A 25,968-nucleotide genomic window follows, 5' to 3' on the forward strand; every position below is an offset into this window, starting at 1 on the left:
GACCGTAGCCGCCGCGCCGGGCACGGCATTCCTGTCGGTCCCCTCCCCTACTGTCCGCGCTGATCACACGAGTGCTCCACGGAGGAGGCGGAATGATCATCGACTGCGACCGCTGCGAGGTGCGTGGCGACGCCTGCGGCAGCTGCGTGATCGGCGTGCTGATGGAGGTCCCGGAGGAGGACCGGCCGATTCCCTACCTGCCGGTCGACCCGCCGGGTGCGGCGGCGCGTGAGCCCGTCGTGGCCGCCGCCGGGCCCGCGCGGGTCTCCGGCGGGCCGTCCCGGGAGCCGGTCGAGTTCAGCGAGCCGGAGCGCCGGGCGCTGCAGGTGCTGGCCGAGCAGGGGCTGATCCCGCACCTGCGCCTGGTCGAGGGCGCCCGCACGCCCGGCCCGGTCGAGCAGCCGGATCTGGGGGTGGCCCCGGTGCAGCCGCTGCGGCGCCGGTTCGCGGGCTGAGTCCGCCGCTCAGCCGAGGCGGCGCAGCAGCACCGCCGACGGGACCGTGTGCGCCCCGCGGCGCCGCACCGAGCGAACGACCTCCTGATCCGACGTCGCGACGAGCAGCGTGCGCCCGCGCGGCTCGGCGGCGACGAGATCGCGGACGACGTCGTCGGCGAGCACCCCGGGGTCGCTGAACAGCACCCGCACGCCGCGCGCCCCGCGCCCGGACGCGGCGACGACGGCGGCGCCGTCGAACACGACGGTGACCTCGACGCCGGTGCGGGCCGCGAGCGCGCCCAGCTGCGTCACGAGCCGGGTGCGCTGGTCGGCGAGCGGGAGGTCCGGGTAGCCGGTCTTGCTGACGTTGTAGCCGTCGACGATCAGGTGCATCGACGGCATCCCGAGCAGCGTGTCCAGGGCGGCGAGCCCGTCGACGGGGACACCGGCGCGGCCGTGGCCGGTGCCGTCCCCGCTGCCGTCGGCGACGAGGTCGGCCGGGCGCGGTCCCCCGGCGCCGACGTCGAGCTCGCGGCGCAGCCCGGTGACTGCGCCGCCGATCGTGTCGAGCAGCAGCTCCAGGCGCACCTCGTCGGCCTTGCGGGCCTCACGGGCGGCGCGGCGGGCCACACCGACCTCGCGGGCCGCGGCGTCGGCGCGACGGCGTTCGGCGGCGGCCCGGTCGCGTTCGGCGTCCAGCTCGGCCTGCACGGCGGCGAGCCGGTCGTCGGAACCGGCGCGCAGCCGCCGGACCTCGGCCTCGAGGGTGTCGCGGGCGTCGACGGCGGCGCGCAGCTTGGCGCCCTGGTCGCTGACCCGGCGGCGCATCTGCTGGTACTCGGACTCGCGGTCGGAGACGACGGTGGCGGCGCGTTCGCGTTCGTCGGTGAGCTCGGCGCGGGCGCGTTCCAGCTCGGCGGTGAGCTTGTCGACCTTGGCCAGGGCCTCGTCGCGTTCGGCGCGGAGCGCGGCGAGGTCGCTCGTGCGCTCGGCCTGCGCGACCCGCCGCGACGCGAGGGGGTCGCCGGTGAGCAGCGCGACGGCCGCGGCGTCGAGGGTGTCGACCGGGGCGGGCAGCAGGTCGTCCGCGGCGGGCACCTCCGGAGAGGCCGGTGCGGTGCCGGACGCCGCGTCCGGCAGCTCCAGCTCGCCCGGCCGGTGCTCGGCCCACCAGGCGACGACGGCGGCCCGGAAGACCGGGTCGCTCTCCAGCCGTCCGACCAGCGCGGATGCACCGAGCCTGGCCCGCTTGGCGGGGGTGAACTTGGCGAACCGGCGCAGCGGCGCGGGCACGTCGGGCGGGGTCATCCCGCCGAGCGCGGTCGCGGCGATCTCGGCCAGCCGGGCACGCAACGGGCCGGGCAGCGCCGGCCACTCGGTGATCGGGCCGGGCTGCGCCGCATCCTCGGTCGGCCCCGCACCGGCCGGGCACGACGGGGCCCCGGCGCCCGCGGGCTCCGGCCGGTCTCCGTCGTGCTGCACCATCGGACCAGGTTATCCCCGTGCCCCGCACCCCGCGTCTGCCCGCCCGACCGGCCGCCGAGGCCGCCCCGATCGGGCCACCCGCACCAGGTCCCCGTTCGAACGGACGGGCGATCGAACATCTTGTCGGTACCTGCCGCTAGCGTGCGCCCCGTGAGTCCCCGCTCCCCGCAGCTCGCGTTCGACGAGCTGGGCACCCCGCTGCGTGACGTGACGTTCTGCGTGCTGGACCTGGAGACCACGGGCGGCAGCGCGACGCGCAACGCGATCACCGAGGTCGGCGCGGTCCGGGTCCGCGGCGGCGAGCGCGTCGACGAGCTCGCCACCCTCGTCGACCCGGGCATCGCGGTCCCCGCGGACATCACCCGGCTCACGGGCATCACCGACGCGATGCTCGACGACGCCCCGCCGCTCGGTGCCGTCCTGCCCTCGGTGCTCGACTTCGTGTCCGGGACGGTCCTGGTGGCACACAACGCGCCGTTCGACACCGGTTTCCTGCGCGCTGCCTGCGAACGCCTGGAGCGGCCGTGGCCGAAACCGCCGGTGTTGTGCACGGCCCGGCTCGCCCGCGCCGTCCTGCCGCGCAGCGAGGTGCCGAGCATGCGGCTCGGTGCGCGCGCCGCGCACTTCGGCTGCACCACCACCCCGGACCACCGCGCCCTCACCGACGCCCGCGCCACCGTCGAGGTGCTGCACCACCTGCTCGAACGCATCGGCAACCTGGGGATCCAGACCCTGGAGGAGCTGCTGCAGCTGGTGAAGGACCGTGCCCCGCACCGTCCGACGACCGCGCAGCGGCGCCGCCGCCACCTCGCGAACGACGTCCCGGCTGCGCCCGGGGTGTACCTGTTCCGTAACGCCGATGGCGAGGTGCTCTACGTCGGTACCAGCGGCGACCTGCACCGGCGGGTGCGGTCGTACTTCACCGCGGGTGAGCGGCGCCGCCGGGTGCGGGACATGGTCGCCCAGGCCGAGAAGGTCGACACCGTCGTCTGCGCGCACGCCCTGGAGGCCTCGGTCCGCGAGCTGCGGCTGATCGCCGCGCACCGGCCGCGCTACAACCGGCGCTCCCGCAACCCCGGCCGCGGCTGGTGGGTGGTGCCGACCGCCGAGGCGTTCCCGCGGCTGTCGGTGGTGTCGACCCCGCGCGACGGCGCGCTGGGCCCATTCGGCTCGCAGCGCGCAGCGACCGACGTCGTCGATGCCGCACTCGACGCGGTCCCGCTGCGCCGCTGCACCGTGCGGATCCCGGCGCGGAACCCGTCGGCGTCGCCGTGCGCGCTGCACGAGCTGGGCCACTGCGGGGCGCCGTGCGCCGGCCTGCAGACCCGCGACGACTACGCCCCCGCCGTGACCGCCTGGCACGACCTGGTCGACGGCCGCGACGACACCCCGCTGCGCACCCTGGCCGACGGCGTCGCGCAGCGATCCGCCGACGGCCGCTACGAGGCCGCCGCTCGGGGCCGGGACCGGCTGGCCGCGCTGGCCTCCGGTCTGGACAGGGCGGGGACGCTCGCGTCGCTGGCCACGCTGGAGGAGGTCGTCGGTGCCCGCCCGGACGGCGCCGGTGGCTGGGAGCTGGCGGTGCTGCGGCACGGGCGGCTCGCCGCGGCCGGGACCGCGCCGCGCGGGGTGCGCCCGATGCCGGTCGTCGAGTCGCTGCGGGCGGGCGCGCAGACGATCCTGCCCGGCGACGGCCCGCTGCGCGGCGCCCCGCCGGAGGAGGTCCGGCTGCTGCACCGATGGCTCACCACCGGCGGCACCCGCCTGGTGTACAGCACCCCGGCGTGGGCCGAGCCCGCGCACGGCGGCGGGCCGTGGCGGGAGTGGAGCGACCGCGCCCGCGACGCCGCCGGCCGCCTCGGCGAGCGCTCCCCCGACGAGACCGGCCGCCAGTAGATCGCCACCGGACGACACCGCCACCCCGAAGATCGCCACGTTCGTGACCACCCGGCCGCACAACGAACGCCTGGTCACGATCCCGGCGATCACCGTCGATCCGCCGCCACCGCACGAACACCTGCCCCCGAAGATCGCCACGTTCGTGACCACCCGGCCGCGCAGCGAACGCCTGGTCACGATCCTGCCGATCACGGATCGAACGGGCCGCCGATCAACCCACCCCGTGGCCCGCCCCGGCGAACGACGACGGACCCGCCCCCGGGATACCGGGAACGGGGCCGTCGTCGGAACGGGTGCGGCGATCAGGGCTGCTGCGGGCGCCCACCGTCGTCGGGGCGGCCGGCGAGCTCGCCCTGCTGCGCGGACTCCAGCTCACGGCGGGCGGCGGCCTCGCGCTCGTCGCGCGCGGCCAGCTCCTGCTCGTGGGCCTCGTGCCGCGCGGCGGCCAGCTCCCGGCTCTCGTCGGCCGGGTCCGGCGTCAGCAGCGAACCGGGGACCGGCTCACCGGCGGAGCCCAGCTGGTTCATCCGCTTCGGCACGGACGCGCCCTGGTACTCCAGCGGGATCGCGTGGCCGTGCGAGTCCACACCGCCGAGGGGCTGGTGCACCTCGATGAACTCGCCGTGCGGCAGCCGCCGGATGACACCGGTCTCGATGCCGTGCTCGAGCACCGCGCGGTCGGACTTCTGCAGACCCAGGCACCAGCGGTAGGTGACCCAGTACATGATCGGCGGCAGGATCAGCAGGCCCAGGCGACCGGCCCACGTCGTCGCGTTCAGCGAGATGTGGAAGAAGAACGAGATCCAGTCGTTGAAGCCGCAGATCACGAGCCACAGGTAGAAGGTGATGCCCATGGCGCCGAGCGCGGTACGGACCGGCACGTCGCGGGGGCGCTGCAGCAGGTTGTGCAGCGCGTCGTCGCCGGTGAACTTGCGCTCGATCATCGGGTACATCGCGCCGATCACGAACAGCACCGGCAGGAAGCCCGCGGTCGGGATGAACGCGGCCGGGATCGTGTACTTGCCGAACAGGTAGAACTCCCACGGCGGGAAGATCCGGCCCATGCCCTCGGAGAAGAGCATGTAGAAGTCCGGCTGCGAGCCCGAGGAGATGTGCGCGGCGTCGTACGGGCCGAGGTGCCAGATCGGGTTCATCTGGAACAGGCCGGCGACCAGCACCAGCACACCTGCGACGATCGCGAAGAACGCGCCGCCCTTCGCCGCGAACTGCGGGAGGATCCGCACGCCGACGACGTTGTTCTCGGTCCGGCCGGGGCCGGGGAACTGGGTGTGCTTCTGGTACCAGACCAGGCCCAGGTGCACCGCGACCAGCGCCAGGATCAGGCCCGGCAGGATCAGCACGTGGATGATGTAGAGCCGCGGGATGATCTCGGTGCCCGGGAACTCCCCGCCGAACAGCGCCCACTGCACCCAGGTGCCCATGATCGGCACGGTCAGGGTGATGCCCGAGGCGATCCGCAGACCCACACCGGAGAGCAGGTCGTCCGGCAGCGAGTAGCCGGTGAAGCCGGTGAAGGTGCCCAGCAGGATCAGCACGATGCCGATCGTCCAGTTGGCCTCACGCGGCTTGCGGAACGCGCCGGTGAAGAACACCCGGAGCATGTGCACGATCATCGACGCCATGAACAGCAGCGCCGCCCAGTGGTGCAGCTGGCGCATGAACAGGCCGCCGCGGACCTCGAACGACAGCTCGAGCGCCGACTCGTAGGCGCGCGACATGTGCACGCCGCGCAGCGGGTCGTACGGCCCGTTGTAGACGACCTCGGCCATCGACGGGTCGAAGAACAGCGCCAGGTAGATCCCGGACAGGATCAGGATGATGAAGCTGTAGAGGGCGATCTCGCCCAGCATGAACGACCAGTGGGTCGGGAAGACCTTGTTGAACTGCTTCCGCAGGCCCGCGGCCGGGTGGTACCGCTGGTCGAGCTGGTCGAGGGCCTCGCCGGCCTTCGCGCCGAGCCCGCCACCGGCTGAGGTGGTGGGTGTGGTGATCGCACTCATGTCGTCTTCGGCCTCTCCCAGAACGCGGGTCCGACGGGCTCGACGAAGTCACTCACGGCGACGAAGTAGCCCTCTTCGTTCACCTTGATCGGCAGCTGCGGAAGCGGCCGGGCAGCGGGCCCGAAGACGGGCTCGGCGTCCTTGGTCGCCAGGAACTGCGACTGGTGGCACGGGCACAGGATGCGGTTGTCCTGGGCCTGGAACAGCGACGTCGGGCAGCCGAGGTGCGTGCAGATCTTCGACCAGGCGTAGTACTCGCCGTAGTTGAAGTTCTCCTGTCCCGGGCGGGACTCGACGACGGTGCCCGGCCGGAGCCGGATCAGCATGACGGGCGCGTCCGAGGCACGCTGCGCCTTGAGCAGCTCCTCGTCGTTGCCGCGCTCGCTCTCCCGGTACGGGAAGACCGTCATCATCGCACCGGGCTCCATGTCCTCGGGCCGCACTCTCGCGATCTCGCCCAGGATACCGGTGTCCGTGCGCAGGTACACGGTTTCGTTGCCCTCCGGACGCCACCCGGTGTGCCACAGCGGCGAGTTGTCGCCCTCGGCCCACGGGTTCCGGATGATGCCGCCGAGCGCGATGACACCGGTACCGATGCCCAGCGCCCCCGCGGCGAGGCCGGCCGAGCGCTGGATCATCTTGCGCCGTCCCAGCGTCGACTTGTTCCCGGCGTCGGCCAGCTGCGCCAGGATCGTGCGGCGGTCGACGTCGTCGGACGCCCCGCCGTGCCGCTGCTGGACCGACACCTCGTCGGGCAGCAGCTTCTTGACGGCCTGGATGACCGCGATCCCGAGCGCCAGGATCGAGAAGCCGAAGAAGAACCCGATGACCGGGGTGTAGAGCGAGTACACGAAGTAGCCGGGCTCGCCGACGTTCTTGTACTCCCACGGCCACCAGATGAAGGCCACGATGAAGCCCAGCCCGGACAGGGCCGAGATGACGAACCACAGCGCGACCGACCGCTCGGCGCGCTTCTCCGCCCGCGTCCCCTCGATCGGGAACTTGGGCGTGTTGTGCACGACGTCGACGTCGTCCAGCTCGCCCGCGAGGCGGGCCAGCTCGTCGGGCGACATCGCGTCGAGCTCGGCCTGGGTGGGCCGCTTGCCCGACCCGGTGCTGACGTCGCTGCTCAACTCTTCGCCCCCAACCAGATCGCGAACCCGACCAGAGCGCTGATGACGACGGCGAAGATGAAGATGCCCTCCGCCGTCGGCCCGAGGCCCAGCAGCTCGTTACCGCCCGGGTTGTTCGTGCCGTTCACCGACTTGACGTAGGCGATGATGTCCTTCTTCTCCTGCGGCGTGAGCTGCTGGTCGGAGAAGCGCGGCATGTTCTGCGGGCCGGTCAGCATCGCGGTGTAGATCTGCTCCTCGCTGGCGGGCTCCAGCGCCGGGGCGTACTTGCCGGAGGACAGCGCGCCGCCCACACCGGTGAAGTTGTGGCAGGACGCGCAGTTCAGCCGGTACAGCTGGCCGCCGCGGCCGGGGTCGTCGCCCTGCAGGGCCTGCCCACGCTGCTCCGGCGCGACCGGGCCGCCGCCGTTGGCCTGGATGTAGGCACCGAGCGCCTGCAGGTTCGCCTGGCCCTCGGCGGTCTCCGGGTCGAAGACCGGCAGCGGGTGCTTGCGCATGGCCTGCGCCTCCTGGCGGGCCATCGGCATGCGGCCCGAGGAGACCTGGAAGTAGACGGCCGCGTCGCCGACGCCGATCAGGCTCGGACCGCGGTCCTTCACACCCTGCAGGTTCGCCCCGTGGCAGGTGATGCAGGTGTTGTTGTAGAGCTCCTCGCCCTTGGCGACGAGCGCCGCGTCCGGCTGCGCCTGGGCGTACTCGCCCTGCGGCGCGAACGCGGAGTACAGGAAGCCGACCGTGAGCAGGCCCAGCCCGATGGCCAGGGCGCCCGCGACGCGGCGGCGCAGCTTGCCGTGCGGCCGCGCGGCCCGGTCACGGCCGCCGGACGGCCGTTCCGGTGGTGGGTTCTGGGCGACGGCGCCCTCGGGGTTCTCTGTCATCGCTCGGTGGTCTTCCAACCTCGACGTCGTGGCGGGTGTGGCGATTCGGGAAGCAGCGGGACGGCTAGCGGATGAAGTAGATGACGGCGAACAGGCCGATCCAGACGACGTCGACGAAGTGCCAGTAGTACGACACGACGATCGCGGCGGTGGCCTGAGCAGGGGTGAACTTGCTGAGCGTCGTCCGGATCAGCAGGTAGACGAACGCGACGAGCCCGCCGACGACATGCAGGCCGTGGAAGCCGGTCGCCATGTAGAAGACCGTGCCGTAGGTCGAGGACGCCATCGTCGTCCCGCCCTCGATGAGGTGGCGGTACTCGTTCGCCTGGCCGATGACGAAGAACGTGCCCATCAGCAGGGTCAGCACGTACCAGCGGCGGAGGCCGAAGACGTCTCCTCGCTCGGCGGCGAACACGCCGAACTGGCAGGTGAACGAGGACGCCACCAGCACGATCGTCACGACGAGCGCGTACGGGACGTCGAGCTCGGTGGGGGGCGTCGGCCACGGGCCGGCGTTCTGGGCCCGCGCGGTGAAGTACATCGCGAACAGCCCGGCGAAGAACATCAGCTCGCTGGAGAGCCAGACGATCGTGCCGATGCTGACCAGGTTCGGTCGGTTCAGCGAATGGATCCGCGCGCTGATGTTGGGTGCGGCTGTCGTCACGGTTCGCATTATGACCCCACGCGAACTTCTACAGCCTGTCGGGCTCCCGGTTCGCACGTCACGATCGGCGAACGGCATGCGTGATCGACTTCGTGTCGGAACGCAACGGCGGCCGAGGGCACGACGTTCGAGGGCGCCGAGGAGTTCCCCTAGTATCGCCGGTGTGGCGAGCCGAACAGGTACCGACAGCGCCGGCACGGCGGCCGGGACCAGCACGATCCTGGTCTACAGCCATCGTCCCGAGGTGCGCGAGAGCATCATCGAGGCCGTCGGGCGCCGTCCCGCGCCGGACGTGGGCCGGGTGCGTTACGTCGAGGCGTCCGGGATCGCCGAGGTCCTCGCGGCCTGCGACGCAGGCGAGGCCGACCTGCTGGTGCTCGACGGCGAGGCGCAGCCGACCGGTGGCATGGGTGTGGCCAAGCAGCTGCACCACGAGGTCACCGACTGTCCGCCGATCGTGCTGACCGTGCGCCGCCGCGACGACCGCTGGCTGGCCACCTGGTCCGAGGCCGACGCGGTGCTGGTGCACCCGCTGGACCCGATCGAGGCCGCCGAGGTCGTCGCCCAGGTGCTGCGCGACCACCGCGCAGGCGCCGTCACCCCGGGCTGAGCGCCGTGGGCGAGCAGGACACGACGTGGCCCGCGCTGATCGGGCGGCTGATCCGCGGCGAGGACGTCGGCGACACCGAGACCACCTGGGCGATGGACCGGGTCTTCGCCGGTGAGGCCACGCCCGCGCAGTTCGCCGGGTTCCTGGTGGCGTTGCGCGCCAAGGGCGAGACGGCCGCCGAGATCTCCGGCATGGCCGACGCGATGCTGCTGCACGCGCTGCGGGTCGAGGTGCCGGGCCGCGCGCTCGACGTCGTCGGGACCGGGGGCGACCAGGCACACACGGTGAACATCTCGACGATGTCGGCGATCGTCGCCGCGGCCGCCGGGGCGCCGGTGGTCAAGCACGGCGGGCGGGCCGCGTCGTCGTCGTCGGGGACCGCGGACGTGCTCGAGGCACTCGGCGTGACGATCGAGCTGGGCCCGGCCGCCGTCGAACGCTGCGTGGCCGAGCTGGGCATCGGGTTCTGCTTCGCGCCGGCGTTCCACCCGGCGATGCGCTACGCCGGTGGGGTGCGCCGCGAGCTCGGCGTGCCGACCGCGATGAACGTGCTCGGGCCGCTGTCGAACCCGGCGCAGCCCGCGGCCGGGCTGATCGGCTGCGCGGACCTGCGGCTGGCCCCGGTGATGGCCGAGGTGTTCGCCCGGCGGGGCCGGTCGGCGCTGGTCGTGCGCGGTGACGACGGCCTCGACGAGCTGACCACGACCACGACCAGCCGGGTGTGGGTCGCCGAGGGCGGGCAGGTCCGCGAGACCGTGCTGGACCCGGCCCCGCTCGGGGTGCGCCCGGCGACCGCGGAGGACCTGCGCGGCGGGTCGCCGGAGTACAACGCCGACGTGGTGCGCGACCTCGTGGCAGGCAAGCCCGGCCCGGTCCGCGACGCGGTGCTGCTCAACGCCGCGGGCGCGCTGGCCGCGCACCGCGGCGTGACCGGGGATCTCACCGAGGCCGTCGCGGGCGGCCTGGACGCCGCGGCTCGCGCCCTGGACTCGGGTGCGGCGGCGGAGCTGCTGGCCCGGTGGGCGGCATTGTCGACCGAGCTGGGCCGATAGCCCGGCGGTCCGGAGGTCAGTCGAGCCCGATGGAGTACGCGGCGTCGGTGTCGGCCTTGGAGTAGGACCGGAAGGCGATGTGGGTGTCGGTGCCCACGACACCGTCGACCTTGCTCAGCTTCCCGGCGATGACGTCGGCCAGCTGCTCGTGCTCGCGGACCCGGACGATCGCGACCAGGTCGACGTCGCCTGCGCAGGAGTAGACCTCGGCGACGCCGTCGAGGTCGGCGATCGCCTGCGCGGTCTCCGGGATCCGGTCGGCGGCGGTGTGCACCAGGACGAACGCGGTGATCACGGGGCTCCCTCGGGTCGGCGGGGCTGTCCGGACCAGGCTAGTGCGGCGGCGTCCCGGGCCGCAGGACGGCGCCGGACGTGGTGTCGCGCAGCCGTTGCCGCCCGTTCACCCGCGCCGTGTGGCGCACGCCGCAGCCCCCTCTGCTACGCTGTGATCATGCGCACCGTCGGGCTCACCTCCACCGAGCTCTCCCTCACGCTGCGCGCAGCGCTCCCGGCACTCGCGGTAGTAGCACTGCGCGTCGGCTGATCCAGGCCGCCGACGCGCCCGCCGTACCCCGGCACCCCTCCCCTCCTCCCACGCACAACCCGCGTCCGAGGACCCATCGAGACCTGGCTCGCGTTCAGAGATCCGTTCTTCTCGCAACGCATGGAGCCCGATCACCATGAGCATCACCATCGACCGCCCCGCCACGATCGCCTTCCCGGCCACCTCGGGCACGCCCGCGGACATCGCCTCCCGGATGCCGCGCCGGCACACCGTCGTCACCGACGACGGCCTCGCCGGGGCCATGCTCGTCGCCAACGCGCTGCAGTCCTGCGGGCGCACGGTCCGCGAGTTCGCCGTCGACGTCCGCGAGGGCGTTCCCTACGGCTCGGTCACCTGCACGCTGTCGATGACCCCGGCCGAGACCGAGGAGTTCTGCGACCGGCTGCGCACGCTGCCCTGCGTCCTCGCGGTCGACCCGTACTGAGACCCGGTTGCGGGCTCACGTCCGGTCGCGGGGGCCGCGGGCGGCGTCGAGCATCGCGTCCCACTCGGCGATCTTGACCCGCTCGGTGCCGCCGCGGGCGGCCCCGAGGGCGCGTTCGGCGTCGTCGAGGCGGAGCCAGTCGCTCCAGGCAACCGGCTCGATCCCCAACGCGCGCAAGCGTTCCGGCACCGCGTCGCCGCCCGGGCGGGGTGGCGCGGCCAGCCCGGGGAGGTCGGCGAGCACGCTCTGCGCGGTCTCGGTGCCGTCGTGCTTGTTGGTGCCGATCACCCCGGTGGGGCCGCGTTTGAGCCAGCCGGCGACGTAGCTGCCCCGTACCGGCTCCCCGCCGAGCACGACCCGGCCCGCGACGTGCGGGACGGTGCCGGTCGCCGCGTCGAACGGCAGGCCGGGCACCGGCTCGGCGACGTGCCCGACGGCGCGCACGACCAGCCCGGCGTCGAGCACCGAGAGTTCGCCGGTGCCGCGGACACCGCCGTCGGGGGTCATCTCGGTCCGCTCGATCTCCACCCGGCCGACCCGGCCGGTGCCGTCGTCGAGCAGGCGGACCGGGCGGCGCAGGAAGTGCAGGTGCAGGTGCCGCCGCCCGCCGGCACCGGGCGGGTGGTCGCGCCAGTCGGTGAGCGTCTCGAGGTTCTGCCGGGTGCGGCGGTCGTCCTCGGGCGGGACGGGCTCGTCGAGGGCGTGGTCGTCGTCGACGTCGATCTCCACCCCGGTGATGCCGGGCAGTGCCCGCAGTTCGGCCGGGGTGAAGCGGGCGTGCTCGGGGTCGCGGCGCACGAGCACGTGGACGTCGGTGATCGCGCTGCGGCGCAACGCCTCCAGTACGGCGTCGTGGGCGTCGGTGGCGGCGAGGTCGTCGGCGGGGCGGGTGAGGATCCGGGCGACGTCGAGCGCGACGTTGCCCGCGCCCACCACCACGGCGCCGGGGTGGTCGAGCGCGGGACCGGGGCCGGCGGCGTCGGGGTGGCCGCAGTACCAGGACACGAACTCCCCGGAGCCGACCGAGCCGGTGAGCTCCTCCCCCGGCACCCCGAGGTCGCGGTCGATCGCGCTGCCGGTGGCGTGCACGACGGCGTGGTAGTGCACGCGCAGCACCTCCGCGGGCACCCCGTGCTCGCCGACGGGCACGTTGCCGAGGAACCGGACCCGGTCGGCGTGGTCGAAGGTCCCGGCCAGCGCGCGGATCACCGACTTCATCTTCAGGTGGTCGGGGGCGACGCCGTAACGGACCAGGCCGTACGGGGCGGGGAGGCGGTCGAGCACGTCGACGTGCACGTCCGGGTCGCCGTCGAGCAGCGCGGCGGTGGTGTAGAGCCCGGCCGGCCCGGCGCCGATCACCGCGACCCGGGGTGGGTACGGCGCGGGTCCTGCGGGATCTGCTGCGCCGGCCACGATCTGCCCCCTCCGCCCTGGTGTGACGACGCTAACACCGGTGGAGGTGCGGCGGCAGGGCCCGGGACCGGGACCTACATCGTCAGGGAACCGATCGTCCGGCCACCGTCGACGAAGAGCGTCTGGCCGGTGATGAACCCGCTCAGGTCGGTCATCAGGAAGGCGACGGCGTGGGCGAGCTCGGCGGGCGTGCCGAACCGCTGCAGGGGCACGACCGCCACGTTGGCCTGCGCCTCGGGGTCGTCCGCCGGCGTCGACTCGGTCTCGATCATGCCGGGGGCGACGACGTTGACCGTGATCCCCAGCGGCGCCAGCTCCAGCGCCCAGGTGCGGCTCATCCCGATGACGCCGGACTTCGTGGCGGCGTAGGCCGTGCGGTTGGCCTTGCCCAGAGCGGCGCGCGAGGAGATGTTCACGATCCGGCCGGACCCCAGTGCCCGCATCCCGGGGATCATGGCCTGGGCACAGATGAGCGGGGCCGTGAGGTGCAGGTCGCTCGAGGCACGCATGTCGCCGACGGTCGTGTCGAGGACGGAGCGGTCGGCCGAGAAGAGCGCGGCGTTGTTGACCAGCCCGTAGAACGGCTGTTCCTCGGCGAGCGACCCGATCAGTGACGAGGTCGCCTCGGTGTCGGTCAGGTCGCAGATGTGGAAGTCGGCCCCGTCGATCGGGGTCTCGGGTTCGAGGAGGTCGATCCCCGTCACCCGGTACCCGTCGTTGGCGAGGCGCCGCGCGATCGCGTACCCGATCCCCCGGCGCGCCCCGGTCACCAGCACTCGCCTGTTCTCGCTCACGCAGACCTCCCGACGGTGACGACGCTGACACCGGCCGGGCACGCTAACACCGGTCGCGGTGCCGCGGCAGCCCCTGCGTGCGGGTCGGCCCGGGATCAGGCCGGCGTGCGGAGGCCTGCGCCGACGGCGCGGACGGCGGCGCGGCCGTCCGGGAGCAGCAGCTCGGTGCGCAGGGTCCAGAACCGGCGGCCGTCGCGGACGACCTCGGTGCGGGCGCGCAGCTCGTCGTCGACCTGGACGGGGCGCAGGAAGTCGACGGTCAGTGACAACGGCCGGGTACCCGCGGCGCCGTGCCTGTCCAGGTACGCGACCTGCGCAGCCTGGGCGAACCCGCTCAGCACGGCGCCGTGCGTGGTGCCGTTGAGGTTGGTCGCGCCCACACCGGGGGTGTACAGGGCGTCACCGGTCTCCGGGTCGATGCGCAGCGCCTCGGGCCGCAGGGCGGTGGGGTCGAACGGGGGCAGCTCGGCGCGGAAGTCGTCGTCCGGGTGGCCGTCGCTCGCCGGGCCGGATGCCGCGGGCGTCGCGGAGTCCGCGGCGCGACCCGCGGCGGCGAGGCCACCCGGCCGGTCCGGGACGCCGGTGAGGGTCATGGTGACCATCGCGTGCGCGACGAGCGTGCCGGCGTCGTCGCGCATCTCGGCACGTCCGAGGCCGATCCGGTCGTCGAGGTGCAGCAGGGCGAGGTCGGCGGTGAGCCACTCGGAGTCCGCCGCGGGGGTGCCTGCGAGGTCGAGCCGCAGGTCGACGGTGGGGGCACCGGCGGCGAGCCTGCCGCGGGAGACAACGAGGAAACCGATGCCGGAGTCGGCGAGCGTCGCGGGCAGCACCGGGGCGACGGCGCCGCCCGGGAGCAGCACGGCGTCGGTCAGCGGCGCCCGGACCCGGACCCGGTCGGGACCGGCATCCGGGGCCGGACGCATGCCCAGCCCGCGTTCGACCGGCGCGTTCCGCACGCGCCCGCCGGTGTGCGTCCCGGGATCGCGCGAACCGGGACGTCCGGCAGGACGGGCGGACGACGACGTCGCGGGCATGACGGCCATCGTGCGTCACCACCGGCGACGCCGTGGGCCGCTTTCGGTGTGCTGTCGGTCACTCTGCGTGGAAGGCCTGTTCAGGCCGCTCCGGGTCCGGCGTCGTGATCGCATCGGAACGTGGCGCGGTAGTCGGCGGGTGCGACGCCGAGGGCGGCCCGGAAGTGGTGGCGCAGCAGCGCGCCGGTGCCGAACCCGCAGCGTGCGGCCACCGCGTCCATGCCGAGGTCGGTCTCCTCGAGCAGCGTGCGGGCGTGCAGGACCCGTTGCCGGGAGATCCAGCGGTGCGGGGTCGTGCCGGTCTCGGCGACGAAGCGGCGGGCGAAGGTGCGCTCGGACATCGCGGCGCGCCGGGCCAGCGCGGCGACGGTGTGCCCGGCGTCGAGGTGCTCGACGACCCACGCCAGGACCGGGGCGAGCGAGTCGCCGCCGCGTTCCGGGACGGGCAGCTCGACGAACTGGCGCTGGCCGCCCTCGCGCTGCGGCGGCACGACCATGCGGCGGGCGATGCCGTTCGCGACGGCGCCGCCGAGCTCGCGGCGCACCAGGTGCAGGCAGGCGTCGATCCCGGCGGCGGTGCCCGCGCCGGTGACCAGGTCGCCGTCGTCGATGTAGAGGGCGTCCGGCTCGACGACCGCCTCCGGGTGCCGGGCGCGCAGGGCGTCGGCGTGCTTCCAGTGCACGGTGCAGCGGCGGCCGTCGAGCAACCCGGCCGCCCCGAGCACGAACACCCCGGAGCACACCGAGAGCAGCAGTGCGCCGCGGTCGCGGGCGGCCCGCAGCGCGTCGAGGGCCTCCGGCGGGTACTCGCTCAGCCCGGTCGCGGCGACGGCGACGAGGTCGGCGCCGGCCAGCCCGTCGAGGCCGTGCTGCGGGACGACGTGCACGCCGGAGGTGGTGGTCACCGGGCGTCCGGCGGCGGTCCCGCAGACCTTCCAGTCGAGGACGGGCAGATCGTCGTCGGAGCGGTCGAGGCCGAAGACCTCGCAGAGCACGCCGAACTCGAACACGGCGAGCTCGTCGAGGACGAGCGCGGACACGCTGCGCAGCACACGGTCACGCTAGTTGGCAGGAACTGGTGTGTCGACGGCTTCTCTGCCGGTCGGGGCGTTGCGGGGTCAGGTGCTCGCGTAGCGGCTGGCCGGGCGGGCGAGGCCGAACCGGCCGCGCAGCGACTCGTCGTAGGGGGCCGGGGACCAGAGGTCGCCCAGGGCCGGGACCAGTGCGTCGGTGACGCCACCCAGCCCGTCGGCGCCGGCGGCGTACGCCAGCGGGAGCAGGGTGAACCCGTCCGCGGCGCGCTCCTCGGCGGCGTCGCGCAGCAGCGCGGCGAGCTCGTCGGCGGGTCCGGTGTGGCGCAGCGTCGCCGCCGCGGTGTCGGTGCCGGACGGGGCCAGCCGGTCCAGCTCGCGCAGCGTGTCCGCCGCATCGGCCCCCAGCAGCACCTCGACGTCGAGCAGCACGGTCACCGTCTCCGGGTCCCGCCCGGCGTCGGCGACGGCGGTGCGCACCCGCTCGCGCAGCTCCGCGGCCTCGGCGACCGAGGGAGCCGCGACCCGGACGACGTCGGCGTACCGCGCGGCCACCGGCAGCGCCTCGGGTTCGTCCCCGCGCACCACGGTCAGCGGCCTGCCCTGCGGCGGGCGCGGCGTGATCGACGGGCCCTTCACCGAGAAGAACTCGCCCTCGACGTCGACGTAGTGCAGCTTGTCGCGGTCGACGAACCGGCCGGTCGCGGCGTCGCGGATCTCCGCGTCGTCCTCCCAGGAGTCCCAGAGCCGGGAGACGGCGTCGGCGACCTCGCCGGCCTCGCGCCACAGGACGTCGGCGGGCTGCGGGCCGGTGCGCCCGAACAGGTCGGCCTCGGCCGCGGTGCGGGAGACGTCGGGCTGCCACCCGGCGCGTCCGGTCGCGACGAAGTCCAGTGTCGCGATCGCCTTCGAGACGTGGAACGGCTCGGTGTGGGTCACCGGGACGACCGGCACGAACCCGATCCCGGCGACGGCCGGGGCGACCCGCGCGGCGACGGCGACGGCGTCCGGGGTGCCGGGGATCGCGGCCGGGTCCGGCGCGGGCGGGGTGAACGTGTCGTCGATCGTCACCAGGTCCAGGCCCGCCGCGGCGGCGGCGCGGGCCCGGGCGAGGTAGCCGCCGGCGTCGAACGGGTCGGCGGCGCCGGGCAGCCGCCACGCGCCGGGGTGCGCTCCCGCGCCACCGATCTCCACCGCCAGATGCAGCCGTCCGCTCACCGGTACCTCCCGATCGCCTCGGTCGTCCTCCTGCGCAACACGGGCCCGGGGCCCGCTGTTCCCCGGCCCCGGGGACGCGCGGTGACGGCTGGGAGACTGGGCGCGTGCTGACCCACATCCTGCTCGACCTCGACGGCACCCTCGTCGACTCCGCTCCCGGCATCCTCGGCTCACTGCGCCGCGCCATCGACGAGGTCGGGCTCGAGGTCCCCGACTCCGCGATCAGCACCCGGCTGCTCGGCCCGCCGCTGTACGACTCGCTGCCGGAGATCCTGGGCGACGAGGGCACCGCCGCGGTCCTGCCGGTCTACCGCCGGATCTACGGCGACGAGGACGGCTGCCTGGACTGCCGCCCCTACCCGGGCGTCGAGGAGCTGCTGCGCGGGCTGTCCGACGCCGGCGTCACGATGGCGCTGGCCACCTCGAAGGCCGAGGTGTCGGCCCGCAAGATCCTCGCCCACCACGGCTGGACGGACCTGTTCACCGAGATCGTCGGTGACACCCGCTCCGCCGACCGCCCGACCAAGGGCGCGGTCGTCGCCGAGGCGCTGCGGCTGCTGGACAACCCCACCGGCCCGGACGCGCCGCTGATGGTCGGCGACCGGCTGCACGACGTGCACGGCTCGGCCGAGCACGGGCTGCGCTGCGCGGGTGCGGGCTGGGGCTACGCCGAGCCGGGTGAGCTGGCCGAGGCCGGCGCGGACCCGATCTACGACTCCCCCGGCGAGCTGCGGCGCGCGCTGCTCGGGTAGCCGGCCAGGCCTCGGTCCACCGCCGGGCCGGGGATCACCGGCAGCGCCGACAAGCCGCGGACCAGCGTCGACTCCCGGTACACCAGTTCCGACGGGTCCACTGCGAGGGCCAGATCCGGGCGCTGCTCGAACAGCATCCCGATCGCGACGCGGCCTTCGGTGCGGGCCAGCTGGGCGCCCAGGCAGAAGTGGATGCCGTGCCCGAAGAACACGCCGCCGGACGCGTCGCGGGTGATGTCGAGGGTGCCGGGGTCGGGCGTCCACTCCGGGTCCCGGTTGGCCGCGGCGAGCCCGAACATCACCGGCGAGCCTGCCGGGATCGTGACCCCGGAGTACTCGACGTCGGTGGTCGTGAACCGGACCGGGGTGTTGGACACCGGTGACTCGAACCGCAGGAACTCCTCCACCGCCCCGCCGATCAGCGACGGGTCCGCCTGCAGCCGGGCGCGCTGCTCCGGGTGGGTCAGCAGCGCGAGGACGCCGTTGCCGATCAGGTTGGCCGTCGTCTCGTGGCCGGCGATCAGCAGCATCACCGCCATCGCGACGAGCTCGTCGTGGGACAGGCGGTCTCCGTCGGCCTCGCTGACCGCGAGCAGCGAGGACAGCAACGCGTCGTCGGGCTCGGTGCGCTTGCGCTCGATCAGCTCGCCCAGGTAGTCGTGCAGCTCGCCGAGGGGGCCGAACTTCTCCTCCTGCGGCGAGTCGTCGACCAGCACCGTCGACCACGCGGAGAACCGGTCGCGATCCTGCGAGGGCACGCCGAGCAGCTCGCAGATGACCTCGACCGGAATGGCGAAGGCGTAGTCGCGCATGAGGTCCACCGGCGCGTCGGCGGGGAGCCGGTCGAGCAGGCCCTGGGCGATCTCGGCGACGCGCGGGCGCAGCTCCTCCATCCGGCGCACCGTGAACGACCGCCCGACGAGCTTGCGCAGCCGCGTGTGGTCCGGCGGGTCCATCAGGACCATCATCGGGATCGGCGCAGCCGACTGCCCCTCGCGCTGATCGGCGGGCAGCGTGTAGCGCCAGTCCTTGGACAGCCGCGGGTCGGTGAAGGCCGCGCGGACGTCGGCGTAGCGGGTGAGCAGCCACGCCTTCCCGTCCGGCAGCGCAAGCTCGCGGACCGGCTCACCGGTGCGCAGCGCGGTGTACGCGGGGTGCGGGTCGGTCCAGAAGTCACCCTCGAACAACGGGTGCTTCTCGGTGCCGGTGGTGGTCGACGCCATGACGTCCATGCTGCCACCGGGGTGTAAGCGAGCGCTTACACCGAACCGGTGAATCGGGTGACCGAGCACACATCCGGGTCGAGGTCGACGTCGGCCGGAGCGTCGGCGCCGAGGATCCGGGCCGCGGCGAGCGTGGCCAGCCCGGGTGCGGACTCGATCCCGGAGCCACCCTGGCCTGCGACGAACCAGAACCCCGGATGCTCGGGCCGCTCCCCCAGCACCGGGGCACGGTCCGGGGCGAACGTCCGCAGCCCCGCCCAGGCGGTGCGTACCGAGCGCAGCGGCAGCGTCGTCGCGGCCCGGACGCGGTCCAGCGCGAGCGCGACGTCGAGCTCGTCGGGCCGGGCGTCACCGGGCGGCTGCGGGGTCTCGTCGGCCGGGGAGACCAGGACGGTGTCGGCCTCGGCCTTGAGGTACCAGCGCTCGGCGGCGTCGATGACCATCGGCAGCGGGTCGTCGGGTCCCTCGCCCGTGCGCAGCAGCGACGGTTCCACCGGGCAGGCGGCGATCGTGCGCCGGTAGACGGTCAGACCCGCGCCGGGGATACCGGCCAGGGCGGCGACCTCGTCGGCCCAGGCCCCGGCGGCGTCGACGACGGCGGCCGCGGTGAACCGTGCACCGGTGGCGGTGGTGACGACCCAGCCGTCGCCGTCGCGGGTGATCGCGGTGACCCGGGCGTCGCGGTGCACGACGCCGCCGCGGGCGCGCAGGCCGCGCCGGTAGCCGTCGTGCAGGGCGGCGGTGTCGACGTCGGCGGAGCCCGACGTCCAGGCGGCGAGCTGCGGCGCGGTGCGCAGGATCGGGACGCGGCGCAGTGCCTCGGCCGGGTCGAGCGGGACGGGTGCCCCGGGCTCGCCGGTCTGCTCGTCGAGCATCGCCTGCAGGGTCTCGGCGCTCGCGTCGTCGTCGGCGACGTGCAGGACCGGGCGGGGTGACAGCAGCGGCGGGGTCCCCAGCTCGGCGGGCAGCGCGGCGTAGCGGGGCCCGGACGCGGCGATCAGCGTCCGGAACGGGCCGGTGCCGTGCCCGGGGATGTAGGTCGCGGCCGACCGCGCGGTGGAGTGGACCGGCAGGTCCCGCTCGGCCTCGAGCAGGACGACGCGGGCGTGCGCGGCCAGCCCGTACGCCGTCGAGATCCCGGCGATGCCACCGCCGACCACCAGCAGATCCGTGTCCGTCATCGGCGATCACGATAATTCGGTGGCGGCTGATCCGCGGGGCGCTCTACCGTCGCCGCCATGCTGATCCGGTTCCTCTGAGCACGACGCGGGCATCGTCCCGCGTCCCGGTCGCGGCCTCGTCCGCGCCGCTCGTCCCCCGGCCCGTGACGTCTCCCGGGCCCGGAACCAGGCTGTTCGCGTTTCCCGCCCGTTCCGGGTCTCCGCACGTCACCGGCTCCTGCCGATCCGATCTCGTGTCCGATCCTCGTGGAGGCCCGTATGCGCACCACCCACACACGCTCGTCCCTGTCCGCATCCCTGTCCTCGCCGGACCCGGTCGCGCCGACCGTCCCGGCGGCCGCAGCGGGCGGGGTCGCCACATCCGGCCCGGGGTCGTCCGCCGCGGGGCCGTCCGGGACGGCGCTGCCCGATGCCAGGCCCGTGGCTGCGGGCGACGTCGCATCGTCCGGGGACGACCGTCCCGCCAACCGGGCGGAGCGCCGCGCCGCGAAGCGGGGTCACGGTTCCGCCGGGAACGGCGGTCCCCCGGCCCCGCGGACGTCCGGCCCTGCGCCGCACGTGAAGCCGGCCCACGTGCGGTCCGACTTCGCCGCCCGTCGCACCGGCTGACGCGGGAACCGTCCGGTCCGGTCGATCACCGGGCCGGGCGTCCGCGGGTGCCCGGTGTCCGCGGGTGCCGGGTGCCGTGGAGCCCGAGCGGTCGCGGGGTCGGTCGATCGCCGGGGCCCGGTCCACACCCCTGCGCCGGTCTGCACACCCCGGGGCCGGTTCGCACACCCCATATTTCGGGTGTGCGGACCGGCCCCGGGGTGTGCAGTCGCCTGCCGCTCCCTCGCGGCGCAGCACACCGTTTCCGTACGTGGCACACGCTGCGGCATGTGCTGCGTACGGAAACGGTGTGCTGCGCGCGTTCCGGGGTGTGGGTGGCCCCGTGACAAGGTGGACTCGTGAGCGCCTCCGTCGCCGTCTACCTGGCGAAGCCGATCGATCCGGCCACCCGGCCCGACCTCGTCGCGCTGCTCGACGACCACGAGCGCGAGCGGATGGCCGCGTTCCGGCGCGACGACGACCGCGCCCGCTACCTCGCCGCGCACGCGCTGGTCCGGATCGTCGTCGCCGACCGGATCAGCGCCGACCGGATCAGCGCCGACGGAATCCCAGACGACCGGACCACCGCGGCCGCCCTGGTCCTCGACCGCACCTGCCGCTGCGGGAAGCCGCACGGCAAGCCCCGGGTCGCCGGCGGCGGGCCGGAGTTCTCGCTGACCCACTCCGGTCAGCTCGTCGGCGTCGCGGTGTCCGACGAACCGGTCGGGCTCGACGTCGAGCAACACCGCCCGCTGTCCGCATTGGACGGCCTCGCCGAGCACGTGCTGTCCCGGGCCGAGCTGGCCGCCGGCGTCCCCGCCCCCGCGGACTTCCTGGTCACCTGGACCCGCAAGGAGGCGCTGCTCAAGGCCACCGGCGAGGGCCTGTCCAGCCCGATGGACGCGATCACGCTCTCGGCTCCGGACGCGAGCGGTCCGCGGGTGCAGGCCTGGGACGGCGTCGACGGCGACTGGTGGGTCGCCGACGTCGACACCGGGCTCGACGACCATCCCGCCGCCGTCGCCGGGGCCGGGCGAGTCACACCGGAGATCCGCATCGGCGACGGCACCGCGATCCTGTCGGGGGTCCGCGCGACACTGGAGCGGTGACCGGGCCCGACAGCGGCACCGCGGACCTCCGCTGGGTGCTGCACCTCGACATGGACGCGTTCTTCGCCTCCGTCGAGCAGCTGACCCGCCCGACGCTGGCCGACCGGCCGGTGCTCGTCGGCGGGGCGGGGCCGCGTGGCGTCGTCGCCGGGGCGAGCTACCAGGCGCGGGTGTTCGGCGCCCGCTCGGCGATGCCGATGGGCCAGGCCCGCCGCCGCTGCCCGCACGCCACGGTGCTGCCGCCCCGGTTCCCGCTCTACAAGGCGATCTCCGACCAGGTCATGGGGGTGCTCGCGGAGTTCTCCCCGGTCCTGGAGCCGGTGTCGGTGGACGAGGCGTTCATCGAGCCGCCGTCGCTGGCCGGGGCGTCCCCTTCCGATGTCGAGGCGTTCGGCACCCGGCTGCGCACGGCGGTCCGGGAGCGGACGGGCCTGCCCGCCTCGGTCGGGGCCGGGTCCGGCAAGCAGGTCGCGAAGATCGCGTCCGAGCTGGCGAAGCCGGACGGGCTGCGGGTGATCGCGCATGCCGAGCAGGAGGCCGTGCTCGCGCCGCTGCCGGTGCGGTCGTTGTGGGGCATCGGGCCGGTCTCCGGCGAGGCGCTGCGCAAGATCGGCGTCGACACCATCGGCCGGCTCGCCGCGATGGACGGCCGCGAGGTCGCCGGGATCCTCGGCTCCGCCGTCGGGACCGAGCTGCACCGCCTCGCCCGCGGCATCGACGACCGCCCGGTCGCTCCGCGCGGTGCGGCCAAGCAGATCAGCGCGGAGACGACGTTCGACGCCGATCTGACCGCGATGACCGCGGTGCACGAGGCCGTCGCGTCGATCTGCGTGTCGGTGCACCGGCGCCTGGTCGCCGACGGCCGTGCCGCGCGGACGGTGACGGTGAAGGCGCGGACCGGGGACTTCGTCACCCACACCCGGTCGGAGACGACACCGTTCCCGACCCGCGAGCTGTCCACCCTGACCGCGGTCGCGCGGCGGCTCGCGGAGACCGCCGTCGGCGAGGGCGGGGTGCGGCTGCTGGGGGTGTCGGTGTCCGGGTTCGGTGACGAGCCGCCGCTGGCCCTGTTCGACGCCGTCCCGTCGGCGCAGGGGTGGGCCGCGGCGCCCGCGGCGGAGTCATCAGGCGACGTGCCGCCCGGCCTCGGCCTCGCGCTCACCGGCGGACCGGGCGATGCCGCGACGGAAGCCGGCCCCGCACCCGGGACCGGCGCCGTACCCGAGATCGGCGCCGGGGTGCTCGGCACCGCGGTGACCGCGCATCCCACCGCCCCTGCGGGCCCGGGAACGGCTGCGGCGGAGGGCATGCGCCCGGACCGCGATCCCGATCCGGGGCGGCCGTGGCGGGCCGGCGACGACGTCGCGCATCCCGAGTACGGGCACGGCTGGGTGCAGGGCGCCGGGCACGGCCGGGTCACCGTCCGGTTCGAGACGGCCGCGACCGGACCCGGGCGCACCCGGACCCTCGACGCCGCCGACCCCGCACTGAGCCGGGCGGACCCGCTGCGCAGCTGGCACCCCGAGGACACCGCGACATGACGGCCCCGGGGCCGGCGACGCGGCGTGACGTCCCGGGTGGGCGGCGGGCCGGTCGACCGGCCCGGTGTGACGGCGACGCACAGGATCGGCGACGCACGCACCGGCGCTCAGCCCGGCAGCGTGCTCCGGAACGGCGGCGCGACGCGCTCCTCGGCGCACACCCGCACGGCCACGCCCCCGGCGACGGCGCCGAGCCCGTCGAGCACGGCGCGCAGGGCGACGTCGTCGGCGGGGTCCCCGGCGACGAGCAGGACGGCGGTGCGTCCCGCACGTTCCGCGGCCCAGGTCGCGATCCGGGTGACCGCGGCGCGCGGTGAGACGGTCTCCACCCGCCACGCCTCGGCGTAGAACAGGGCCACCGACTCGGGGTCCGCGGCGGGTCCGGGCGGGAAGGCGAACACCAGGTCGGCGTCGGCGAGCAGGTCGGCGGCCCCGGGTGTGCCGGGGCCGGGTCCGGTGCCGAGCACCAGAAGGTCGGTCGTCATCGCGGTTCCTCCTCGGGGGTCCTCGCCCCCGGCATGGGATTCGTGCGACGACGGCTCAGTGTCCTGGCTCCCGGATCCGCGCGCCTCCCCGGCCTTCCGGTCCGGCGACCGTGGCCTGCGGTGGGGAGGCGCTCCCCGGTGACAGTGGCGGGACCGCGCCGGACTCGCACCGGCTTCCTGATCTCCGTCGTCGCGGACGAGCCCATCACGCGCCCGGGTGAGGGTCAACCGGCGACGACGACCGCCACATCCGGTCGGGCCACGGGCGACACAGCCCATCAGGCAAGGGCGGCGGGCGCCGCACCCCGCAGGTGGTCGAGGACGTCGTGCTCGGCGATCGTCCCGAGCAGCGGGCCGTCTGTGCCGTCTGTGCCGTCTGCGCCGTCGCGCACCGCCAGGCTCGCACCCCGGTGTTCGGCCAGGGTGGCGAGCACGTCGTGCACCGGGGTTCCCGGGTCCACGGATCCGGTGGCTCCGGTGTCGCCTGCGATCTCCCCGGCCGTCGCCGGGCGCATCACCTCCCGCACCGTCACCCACCGCAGTGCCTCGTCGACGGCGGTGTCGGCGCCGATGTCGACGCCGCGGCGCAGCAGCTTGAGCGTGTAGATGTTCTCCCGCGACACCAGGTGGCTGATCCCGGTGGAGAGCACGACGGCGGCCATCAGCGGCAGGATCAGCGCGTAGTCGCCGGTCAGCTCGAACACGATCAGCACCGCGGTGATCGGGGCGTGCGCGGCGCCGGCGAACACCGCGGCCATCCCGACGAGCCCGAACGCACCGGGGTCGAGGTGCAGCGCCGGGAACAGGGCGTCCATCGCCACGCCGAACGCGGTTCCGGCGGTCCCACCGACGAACAGCGACGGCGCGAACACCCCTCCCGAGCCGCCGATGCCGATCGTCAGGCTGGAGGCGAGGATCTTGCCGAGCACCAGCAGCAGCAGGAACCCGAGGACGTAGCGGCCCTCGATCGCATTCTGCAGCACCGGGTAGCCGACGCCGTACATCTCCGGCAGCCCGAGCAGCAGCGCACCGAGCACCAGCCCGCCGACGGCCGGGCGCAGCCACTCCGGGCCGCGCCACACGGCGTCGCAGGCGTCCTCGATCGCGTAGAGGATCCGGGCGAACGCCCAGCCCAGCAGCCCGGCGAGCAGGCCGAGCAGCGCGTAGAGCGGCAGCTGCACCGGGCTGCCCAGCTCGAAGTGCGGCAGCGTCAGGATCGAGTGTTTGCCGGCGATCACGGTGGCGACGACGTTCGCCGTCACCGAGCTCAGCACCAGCACGCCGAACGCCTCGGCGGAGAACGACCGCAGGATCAGCTCCAGCCCGAACACGACGCCGGAGATCGGCGCGTCGAACGTCGCGGAGATTCCGCCGGCCGCGCCGCAGGCCACCATCAGCACCAGCCGGGTCGCGGGGACCCGCAGCCATTGCCCGATCGCCGAGCCGAGCGCCGACCCGATCTGCACGATCGGCCCCTCCCGGCCGACCGAGCCGCCGGTGCCGATGCAGATCCCCGAGGCCAGCGCCTTGACCGCGGCGACCGTCGCCGGGATCCGGCCGCCCCGCCGCGCGACGGCGACCATCACCTCCGGGACGCCGTGCCCGCGGGCCTCCGGGGCGAACCACTGCACCAGCGGCCCGTAGACCAGCCCGCCGAGTACCGGGGCGATCAGCAGGAACCAGTAGCCGAGCGCGGGCAGGTGGGTCGAGGCGACGCGGCCGGCGTCGGAGAAGTCCTCCCGGCCGGTGACCAGCCACGTCACGCCGAGGATCAGCTCGTGGAACAGCACCGACCCGATCCCGGCGCCGACTCCGATGATCACGGCGAGACCGACCAGCCCGGGCCGGGTGGCGACGAGCGTGCGGTGCAGCGTGCGCGGCGAGAGCACCCCGGCGCTCACGGCGCTGTCCCCGGCTCTGTGTCCGACGCTGTCTCCGGCTCCGGGTCCGGCTCCGACGCCGTCTCCGGCAGGGGCGCGACGGCCCAGTCGGTCTCCGGGACCTCCCCGGCCGCGCCGGCGAAGGTGCGCAGCCCGTCCCGGACCGCGACCCGGTCCGCGGCGGGGAGCATCTCCAGCAGCCGGCGCAGCTCCGCGCGGCGCAGGCGGGTCACCTGGAGCACCAGCTCCCGGCCCTGCGGGCTGAGCGCGACGACGACCTCGCGGCGGTCACCGCCGTCGCGGGTCCGCTCGGCGAGCCCGCGCGCGACGAGCCGGTCGCACATCCGGGTCGCGGTCGACGGGCCGACCGAGAGCGCCACGGCCAGGTCGGCGGGGCGGCGGCTGCCGTGCTGGGCCAGGACGACCAGCGCGCGGTACTGCGGGAGGGTGACGTCGTCGTCGACGGCAGCCAGGGACCGGGCGACCACCGCGAGCATGGCGCGGCTGGCGGTCATGACGGCGTCGACGAGCTGGTCGGTCTCGTCGGACAT

Annotated in this window: 24 protein-coding genes and 1 riboswitch; of the genes, 8 read left to right on the forward strand and 16 right to left on the reverse strand. The window is 74.6% G+C overall.

Going from position 1 to position 25,968, the window contains the following annotated elements; genetic code table 11:
• Positions 1-92: 92 nt before the first annotated feature.
• Entirely contained in the window at positions 93-455 is a 363-nt protein-coding gene (locus ACLE50_RS07330) for a hypothetical protein (protein ID WP_410942638.1), read from the forward strand.
• Between the two features lie 9 nt (positions 456-464).
• Here ACLE50_RS07330 and ACLE50_RS07335 read toward each other — a convergent pair whose 3' ends face one another.
• Complete coding sequence (locus ACLE50_RS07335) at positions 465-1,922, reverse strand: NYN domain-containing protein (protein WP_410942639.1); 1,458 nt, start codon at positions 1,920-1,922, stop codon at positions 465-467.
• Positions 1,923-2,072: 150 nt separating this feature from the next.
• On the opposite strand from ACLE50_RS07335, the gene ACLE50_RS07340 reads away from it, so the two are divergent.
• Positions 2,073-3,818 carry a DEDD exonuclease domain-containing protein gene (locus ACLE50_RS07340; RefSeq protein ID WP_410942640.1) on the forward strand — a complete coding sequence of 582 codons (1,746 nt, stop codon included), beginning with the start codon at positions 2,073-2,075 and terminating at the stop codon, positions 3,816-3,818.
• Positions 3,819-4,123: 305 nt separating this feature from the next.
• Here ACLE50_RS07340 and qcrB read toward each other — a convergent pair whose 3' ends face one another.
• From qcrB to ctaE, 4 genes are all read right to left on the reverse strand, one after another.
• Positions 4,124-5,842 carry a cytochrome bc1 complex cytochrome b subunit gene (gene qcrB, locus ACLE50_RS07345; protein WP_410942641.1) on the reverse strand — a complete coding sequence of 573 codons (1,719 nt, stop codon included), beginning with the start codon at positions 5,840-5,842 and terminating at the stop codon, positions 4,124-4,126.
• Positions 5,839-6,975, reverse strand: coding sequence for a cytochrome bc1 complex Rieske iron-sulfur subunit (gene qcrA / locus ACLE50_RS07350; RefSeq protein WP_410942642.1), 1,137 nt, complete (start codon positions 6,973-6,975; stop codon positions 5,839-5,841). Before qcrA ends, qcrB begins: the two co-directional genes overlap by 4 nt.
• Entirely contained in the window at positions 6,972-7,853 is an 882-nt protein-coding gene (qcrC, locus tag ACLE50_RS07355) for a cytochrome bc1 complex diheme cytochrome c subunit (RefSeq protein ID WP_410942643.1), read from the reverse strand. The genes qcrA and qcrC overlap by 4 nt, the downstream gene beginning before the upstream one ends.
• Before the next feature lie 64 nt (positions 7,854-7,917).
• Entirely contained in the window at positions 7,918-8,526 is a 609-nt protein-coding gene (ctaE, locus tag ACLE50_RS07360) for an aa3-type cytochrome oxidase subunit III (protein ID WP_410942644.1), read from the reverse strand.
• 154 nt (positions 8,527-8,680) lie between these two features.
• Between ctaE and ACLE50_RS07365 the strand changes: the two genes are divergently transcribed.
• Both ACLE50_RS07365 and trpD read left to right on the forward strand, forming a co-directional pair.
• Positions 8,681-9,127, forward strand: coding sequence for a response regulator (locus tag ACLE50_RS07365; RefSeq protein ID WP_410942645.1), 447 nt, complete (start codon positions 8,681-8,683; stop codon positions 9,125-9,127).
• A 5-nt stretch (positions 9,128-9,132) separates the two neighbouring features.
• On the forward strand, positions 9,133-10,179 hold the full coding sequence (gene trpD, locus ACLE50_RS07370; protein ID WP_410942646.1) for an anthranilate phosphoribosyltransferase: 1,047 nt from the start codon (positions 9,133-9,135) through the stop codon (positions 10,177-10,179).
• A gap of 16 nt (positions 10,180-10,195) precedes the next feature.
• Here the strand turns inward: trpD and ACLE50_RS07375 are convergent, their stop codons facing one another.
• Positions 10,196-10,474 (reverse strand): Lrp/AsnC family transcriptional regulator, encoded by a 279-nt coding sequence (locus ACLE50_RS07375; RefSeq protein ID WP_410942647.1) that lies wholly within the window; start codon positions 10,472-10,474, stop codon positions 10,196-10,198.
• A gap of 385 nt (positions 10,475-10,859) precedes the next feature.
• On the opposite strand from ACLE50_RS07375, the gene ACLE50_RS07380 reads away from it, so the two are divergent.
• A complete protein-coding gene (locus tag ACLE50_RS07380) occupies positions 10,860-11,168 on the forward strand; it encodes a hypothetical protein (protein WP_410942648.1) in 309 nt (102 codons plus the stop codon).
• A 15-nt stretch (positions 11,169-11,183) separates the two neighbouring features.
• Here ACLE50_RS07380 and ACLE50_RS07385 read toward each other — a convergent pair whose 3' ends face one another.
• The 5 genes from ACLE50_RS07385 to ACLE50_RS07405 form a co-directional block, all read right to left on the reverse strand.
• Complete coding sequence (locus tag ACLE50_RS07385) at positions 11,184-12,581, reverse strand: FAD-dependent oxidoreductase (RefSeq protein ID WP_410942649.1); 1,398 nt, start codon at positions 12,579-12,581, stop codon at positions 11,184-11,186.
• A gap of 74 nt (positions 12,582-12,655) precedes the next feature.
• Positions 12,656-13,375, reverse strand: a complete 720-nt coding sequence (locus ACLE50_RS07390) for an SDR family NAD(P)-dependent oxidoreductase (protein WP_410942650.1) — start codon at positions 13,373-13,375, stop codon at positions 12,656-12,658.
• Positions 13,376-13,470: 95 nt separating this feature from the next.
• Positions 13,471-14,409, reverse strand: a complete 939-nt coding sequence (locus ACLE50_RS07395) for an acyl-CoA thioesterase domain-containing protein (RefSeq protein WP_410942651.1) — start codon at positions 14,407-14,409, stop codon at positions 13,471-13,473.
• 80 nt (positions 14,410-14,489) lie between these two features.
• Positions 14,490-15,461 (reverse strand): helix-turn-helix domain-containing protein, encoded by a 972-nt coding sequence (locus ACLE50_RS07400; RefSeq protein WP_410942652.1) that lies wholly within the window; start codon positions 15,459-15,461, stop codon positions 14,490-14,492.
• A 66-nt stretch (positions 15,462-15,527) separates the two neighbouring features.
• Entirely contained in the window at positions 15,528-16,658 is a 1,131-nt protein-coding gene (locus ACLE50_RS07405) for an LLM class flavin-dependent oxidoreductase (RefSeq protein WP_410942653.1), read from the reverse strand.
• A 104-nt stretch (positions 16,659-16,762) separates the two neighbouring features.
• Between ACLE50_RS07405 and ACLE50_RS07410 the strand changes: the two genes are divergently transcribed.
• Positions 16,763-17,410: an HAD hydrolase-like protein gene (locus tag ACLE50_RS07410; RefSeq protein WP_410942654.1), complete on the forward strand. Its 648-nt coding sequence runs from the start codon at positions 16,763-16,765 to the stop codon at positions 17,408-17,410.
• Here the strand turns inward: ACLE50_RS07410 and ACLE50_RS07415 are convergent.
• Positions 17,368-18,633, reverse strand: a complete 1,266-nt coding sequence (locus ACLE50_RS07415; protein WP_410942655.1) for a cytochrome P450 family protein — start codon at positions 18,631-18,633, stop codon at positions 17,368-17,370. The genes ACLE50_RS07410 and ACLE50_RS07415 overlap by 43 nt on opposite strands.
• A 35-nt stretch (positions 18,634-18,668) precedes the next feature.
• Positions 18,669-19,814, reverse strand: coding sequence for an NAD(P)/FAD-dependent oxidoreductase (locus ACLE50_RS07420; protein ID WP_410942656.1), 1,146 nt, complete (start codon positions 19,812-19,814; stop codon positions 18,669-18,671).
• Positions 19,815-20,761: 947 nt separating this feature from the next.
• Between ACLE50_RS07420 and ACLE50_RS07425 the strand changes: the two genes are divergently transcribed.
• Complete coding sequence (locus tag ACLE50_RS07425) at positions 20,762-21,511, forward strand: 4'-phosphopantetheinyl transferase family protein (protein ID WP_410942657.1); 750 nt, start codon at positions 20,762-20,764, stop codon at positions 21,509-21,511.
• Complete coding sequence (locus ACLE50_RS07430) at positions 21,508-23,052, forward strand: DNA polymerase IV (protein ID WP_410942658.1); 1,545 nt, start codon at positions 21,508-21,510, stop codon at positions 23,050-23,052. Before ACLE50_RS07425 ends, ACLE50_RS07430 begins: the two co-directional genes overlap by 4 nt.
• Before the next feature lie 107 nt (positions 23,053-23,159).
• On the opposite strand, the gene ACLE50_RS07435 is transcribed toward ACLE50_RS07430, so the two are convergent.
• The 3 genes from ACLE50_RS07435 to ACLE50_RS07445 all read right to left on the reverse strand — a co-directional run bounded on the left by ACLE50_RS07435 (position 23,160) and on the right by ACLE50_RS07445 (position 25,968).
• On the reverse strand, positions 23,160-23,537 hold the full coding sequence (locus tag ACLE50_RS07435; protein ID WP_410942659.1) for a hypothetical protein: 378 nt from the start codon (positions 23,535-23,537) through the stop codon (positions 23,160-23,162).
• 35 nt (positions 23,538-23,572) lie between these two features.
• Positions 23,573-23,758: riboswitch (cobalamin riboswitch) on the reverse strand.
• A gap of 57 nt (positions 23,759-23,815) precedes the next feature.
• Entirely contained in the window at positions 23,816-25,438 is a 1,623-nt protein-coding gene (locus tag ACLE50_RS07440) for a chloride channel protein (protein ID WP_410942660.1), read from the reverse strand.
• A complete protein-coding gene (locus ACLE50_RS07445; RefSeq protein WP_410942661.1) occupies positions 25,435-25,968 on the reverse strand; it encodes a MarR family transcriptional regulator in 534 nt (177 codons plus the stop codon). The genes ACLE50_RS07440 and ACLE50_RS07445 overlap by 4 nt, the downstream gene beginning before the upstream one ends.

It is taken from the genome of Pseudonocardia phyllosphaerae (genome assembly GCF_046546475.1).
In the GTDB taxonomy this organism is placed as follows: Bacteria; Actinomycetota; Actinomycetes; order Mycobacteriales; family Pseudonocardiaceae; genus Pseudonocardia; species Pseudonocardia phyllosphaerae.

What these genes read in the sequence shown, in the direction of transcription:
- qcrC (WP_410942643.1), bottom strand. Translation starts at nt 7,853, where the DNA reads ATGACAGAGAACCCCGAGGGCGCCGTCGCCCAGAACCCACCACCGGAA.
- ctaE (WP_410942644.1), bottom strand. Translation starts at nt 8,526, where the DNA reads ATGCGAACCGTGACGACAGCCGCACCCAACATCAGCGCGCGGATCCAT.
- ACLE50_RS07380 (WP_410942648.1), top strand. Translation starts at nt 10,860, where the DNA reads ATGAGCATCACCATCGACCGCCCCGCCACGATCGCCTTCCCGGCCACC.
- ACLE50_RS07435 (WP_410942659.1), bottom strand. Translation starts at nt 23,537, where the DNA reads ATGACGACCGACCTTCTGGTGCTCGGCACCGGACCCGGCCCCGGCACA.
- ACLE50_RS07420 (WP_410942656.1), bottom strand. Translation starts at nt 19,814, where the DNA reads ATGACGGACACGGATCTGCTGGTGGTCGGCGGTGGCATCGCCGGGATC.
- qcrB (WP_410942641.1), bottom strand. Translation starts at nt 5,842, where the DNA reads ATGAGTGCGATCACCACACCCACCACCTCAGCCGGTGGCGGGCTCGGC.
- ACLE50_RS07335 (WP_410942639.1), bottom strand. Translation starts at nt 1,922, where the DNA reads ATGGTGCAGCACGACGGAGACCGGCCGGAGCCCGCGGGCGCCGGGGCC.
- ACLE50_RS07395 (WP_410942651.1), bottom strand. Translation starts at nt 14,409, where the DNA reads ATGCCCGCGACGTCGTCGTCCGCCCGTCCTGCCGGACGTCCCGGTTCG.
- ACLE50_RS07415 (WP_410942655.1), bottom strand. Translation starts at nt 18,633, where the DNA reads ATGGCGTCGACCACCACCGGCACCGAGAAGCACCCGTTGTTCGAGGGT.
- ACLE50_RS07330 (WP_410942638.1), top strand. Translation starts at nt 93, where the DNA reads ATGATCATCGACTGCGACCGCTGCGAGGTGCGTGGCGACGCCTGCGGC.
- ACLE50_RS07445 (WP_410942661.1), bottom strand. Translation starts at nt 25,968, where the DNA reads ATGTCCGACGAGACCGACCAGCTCGTCGACGCCGTCATGACCGCCAGC.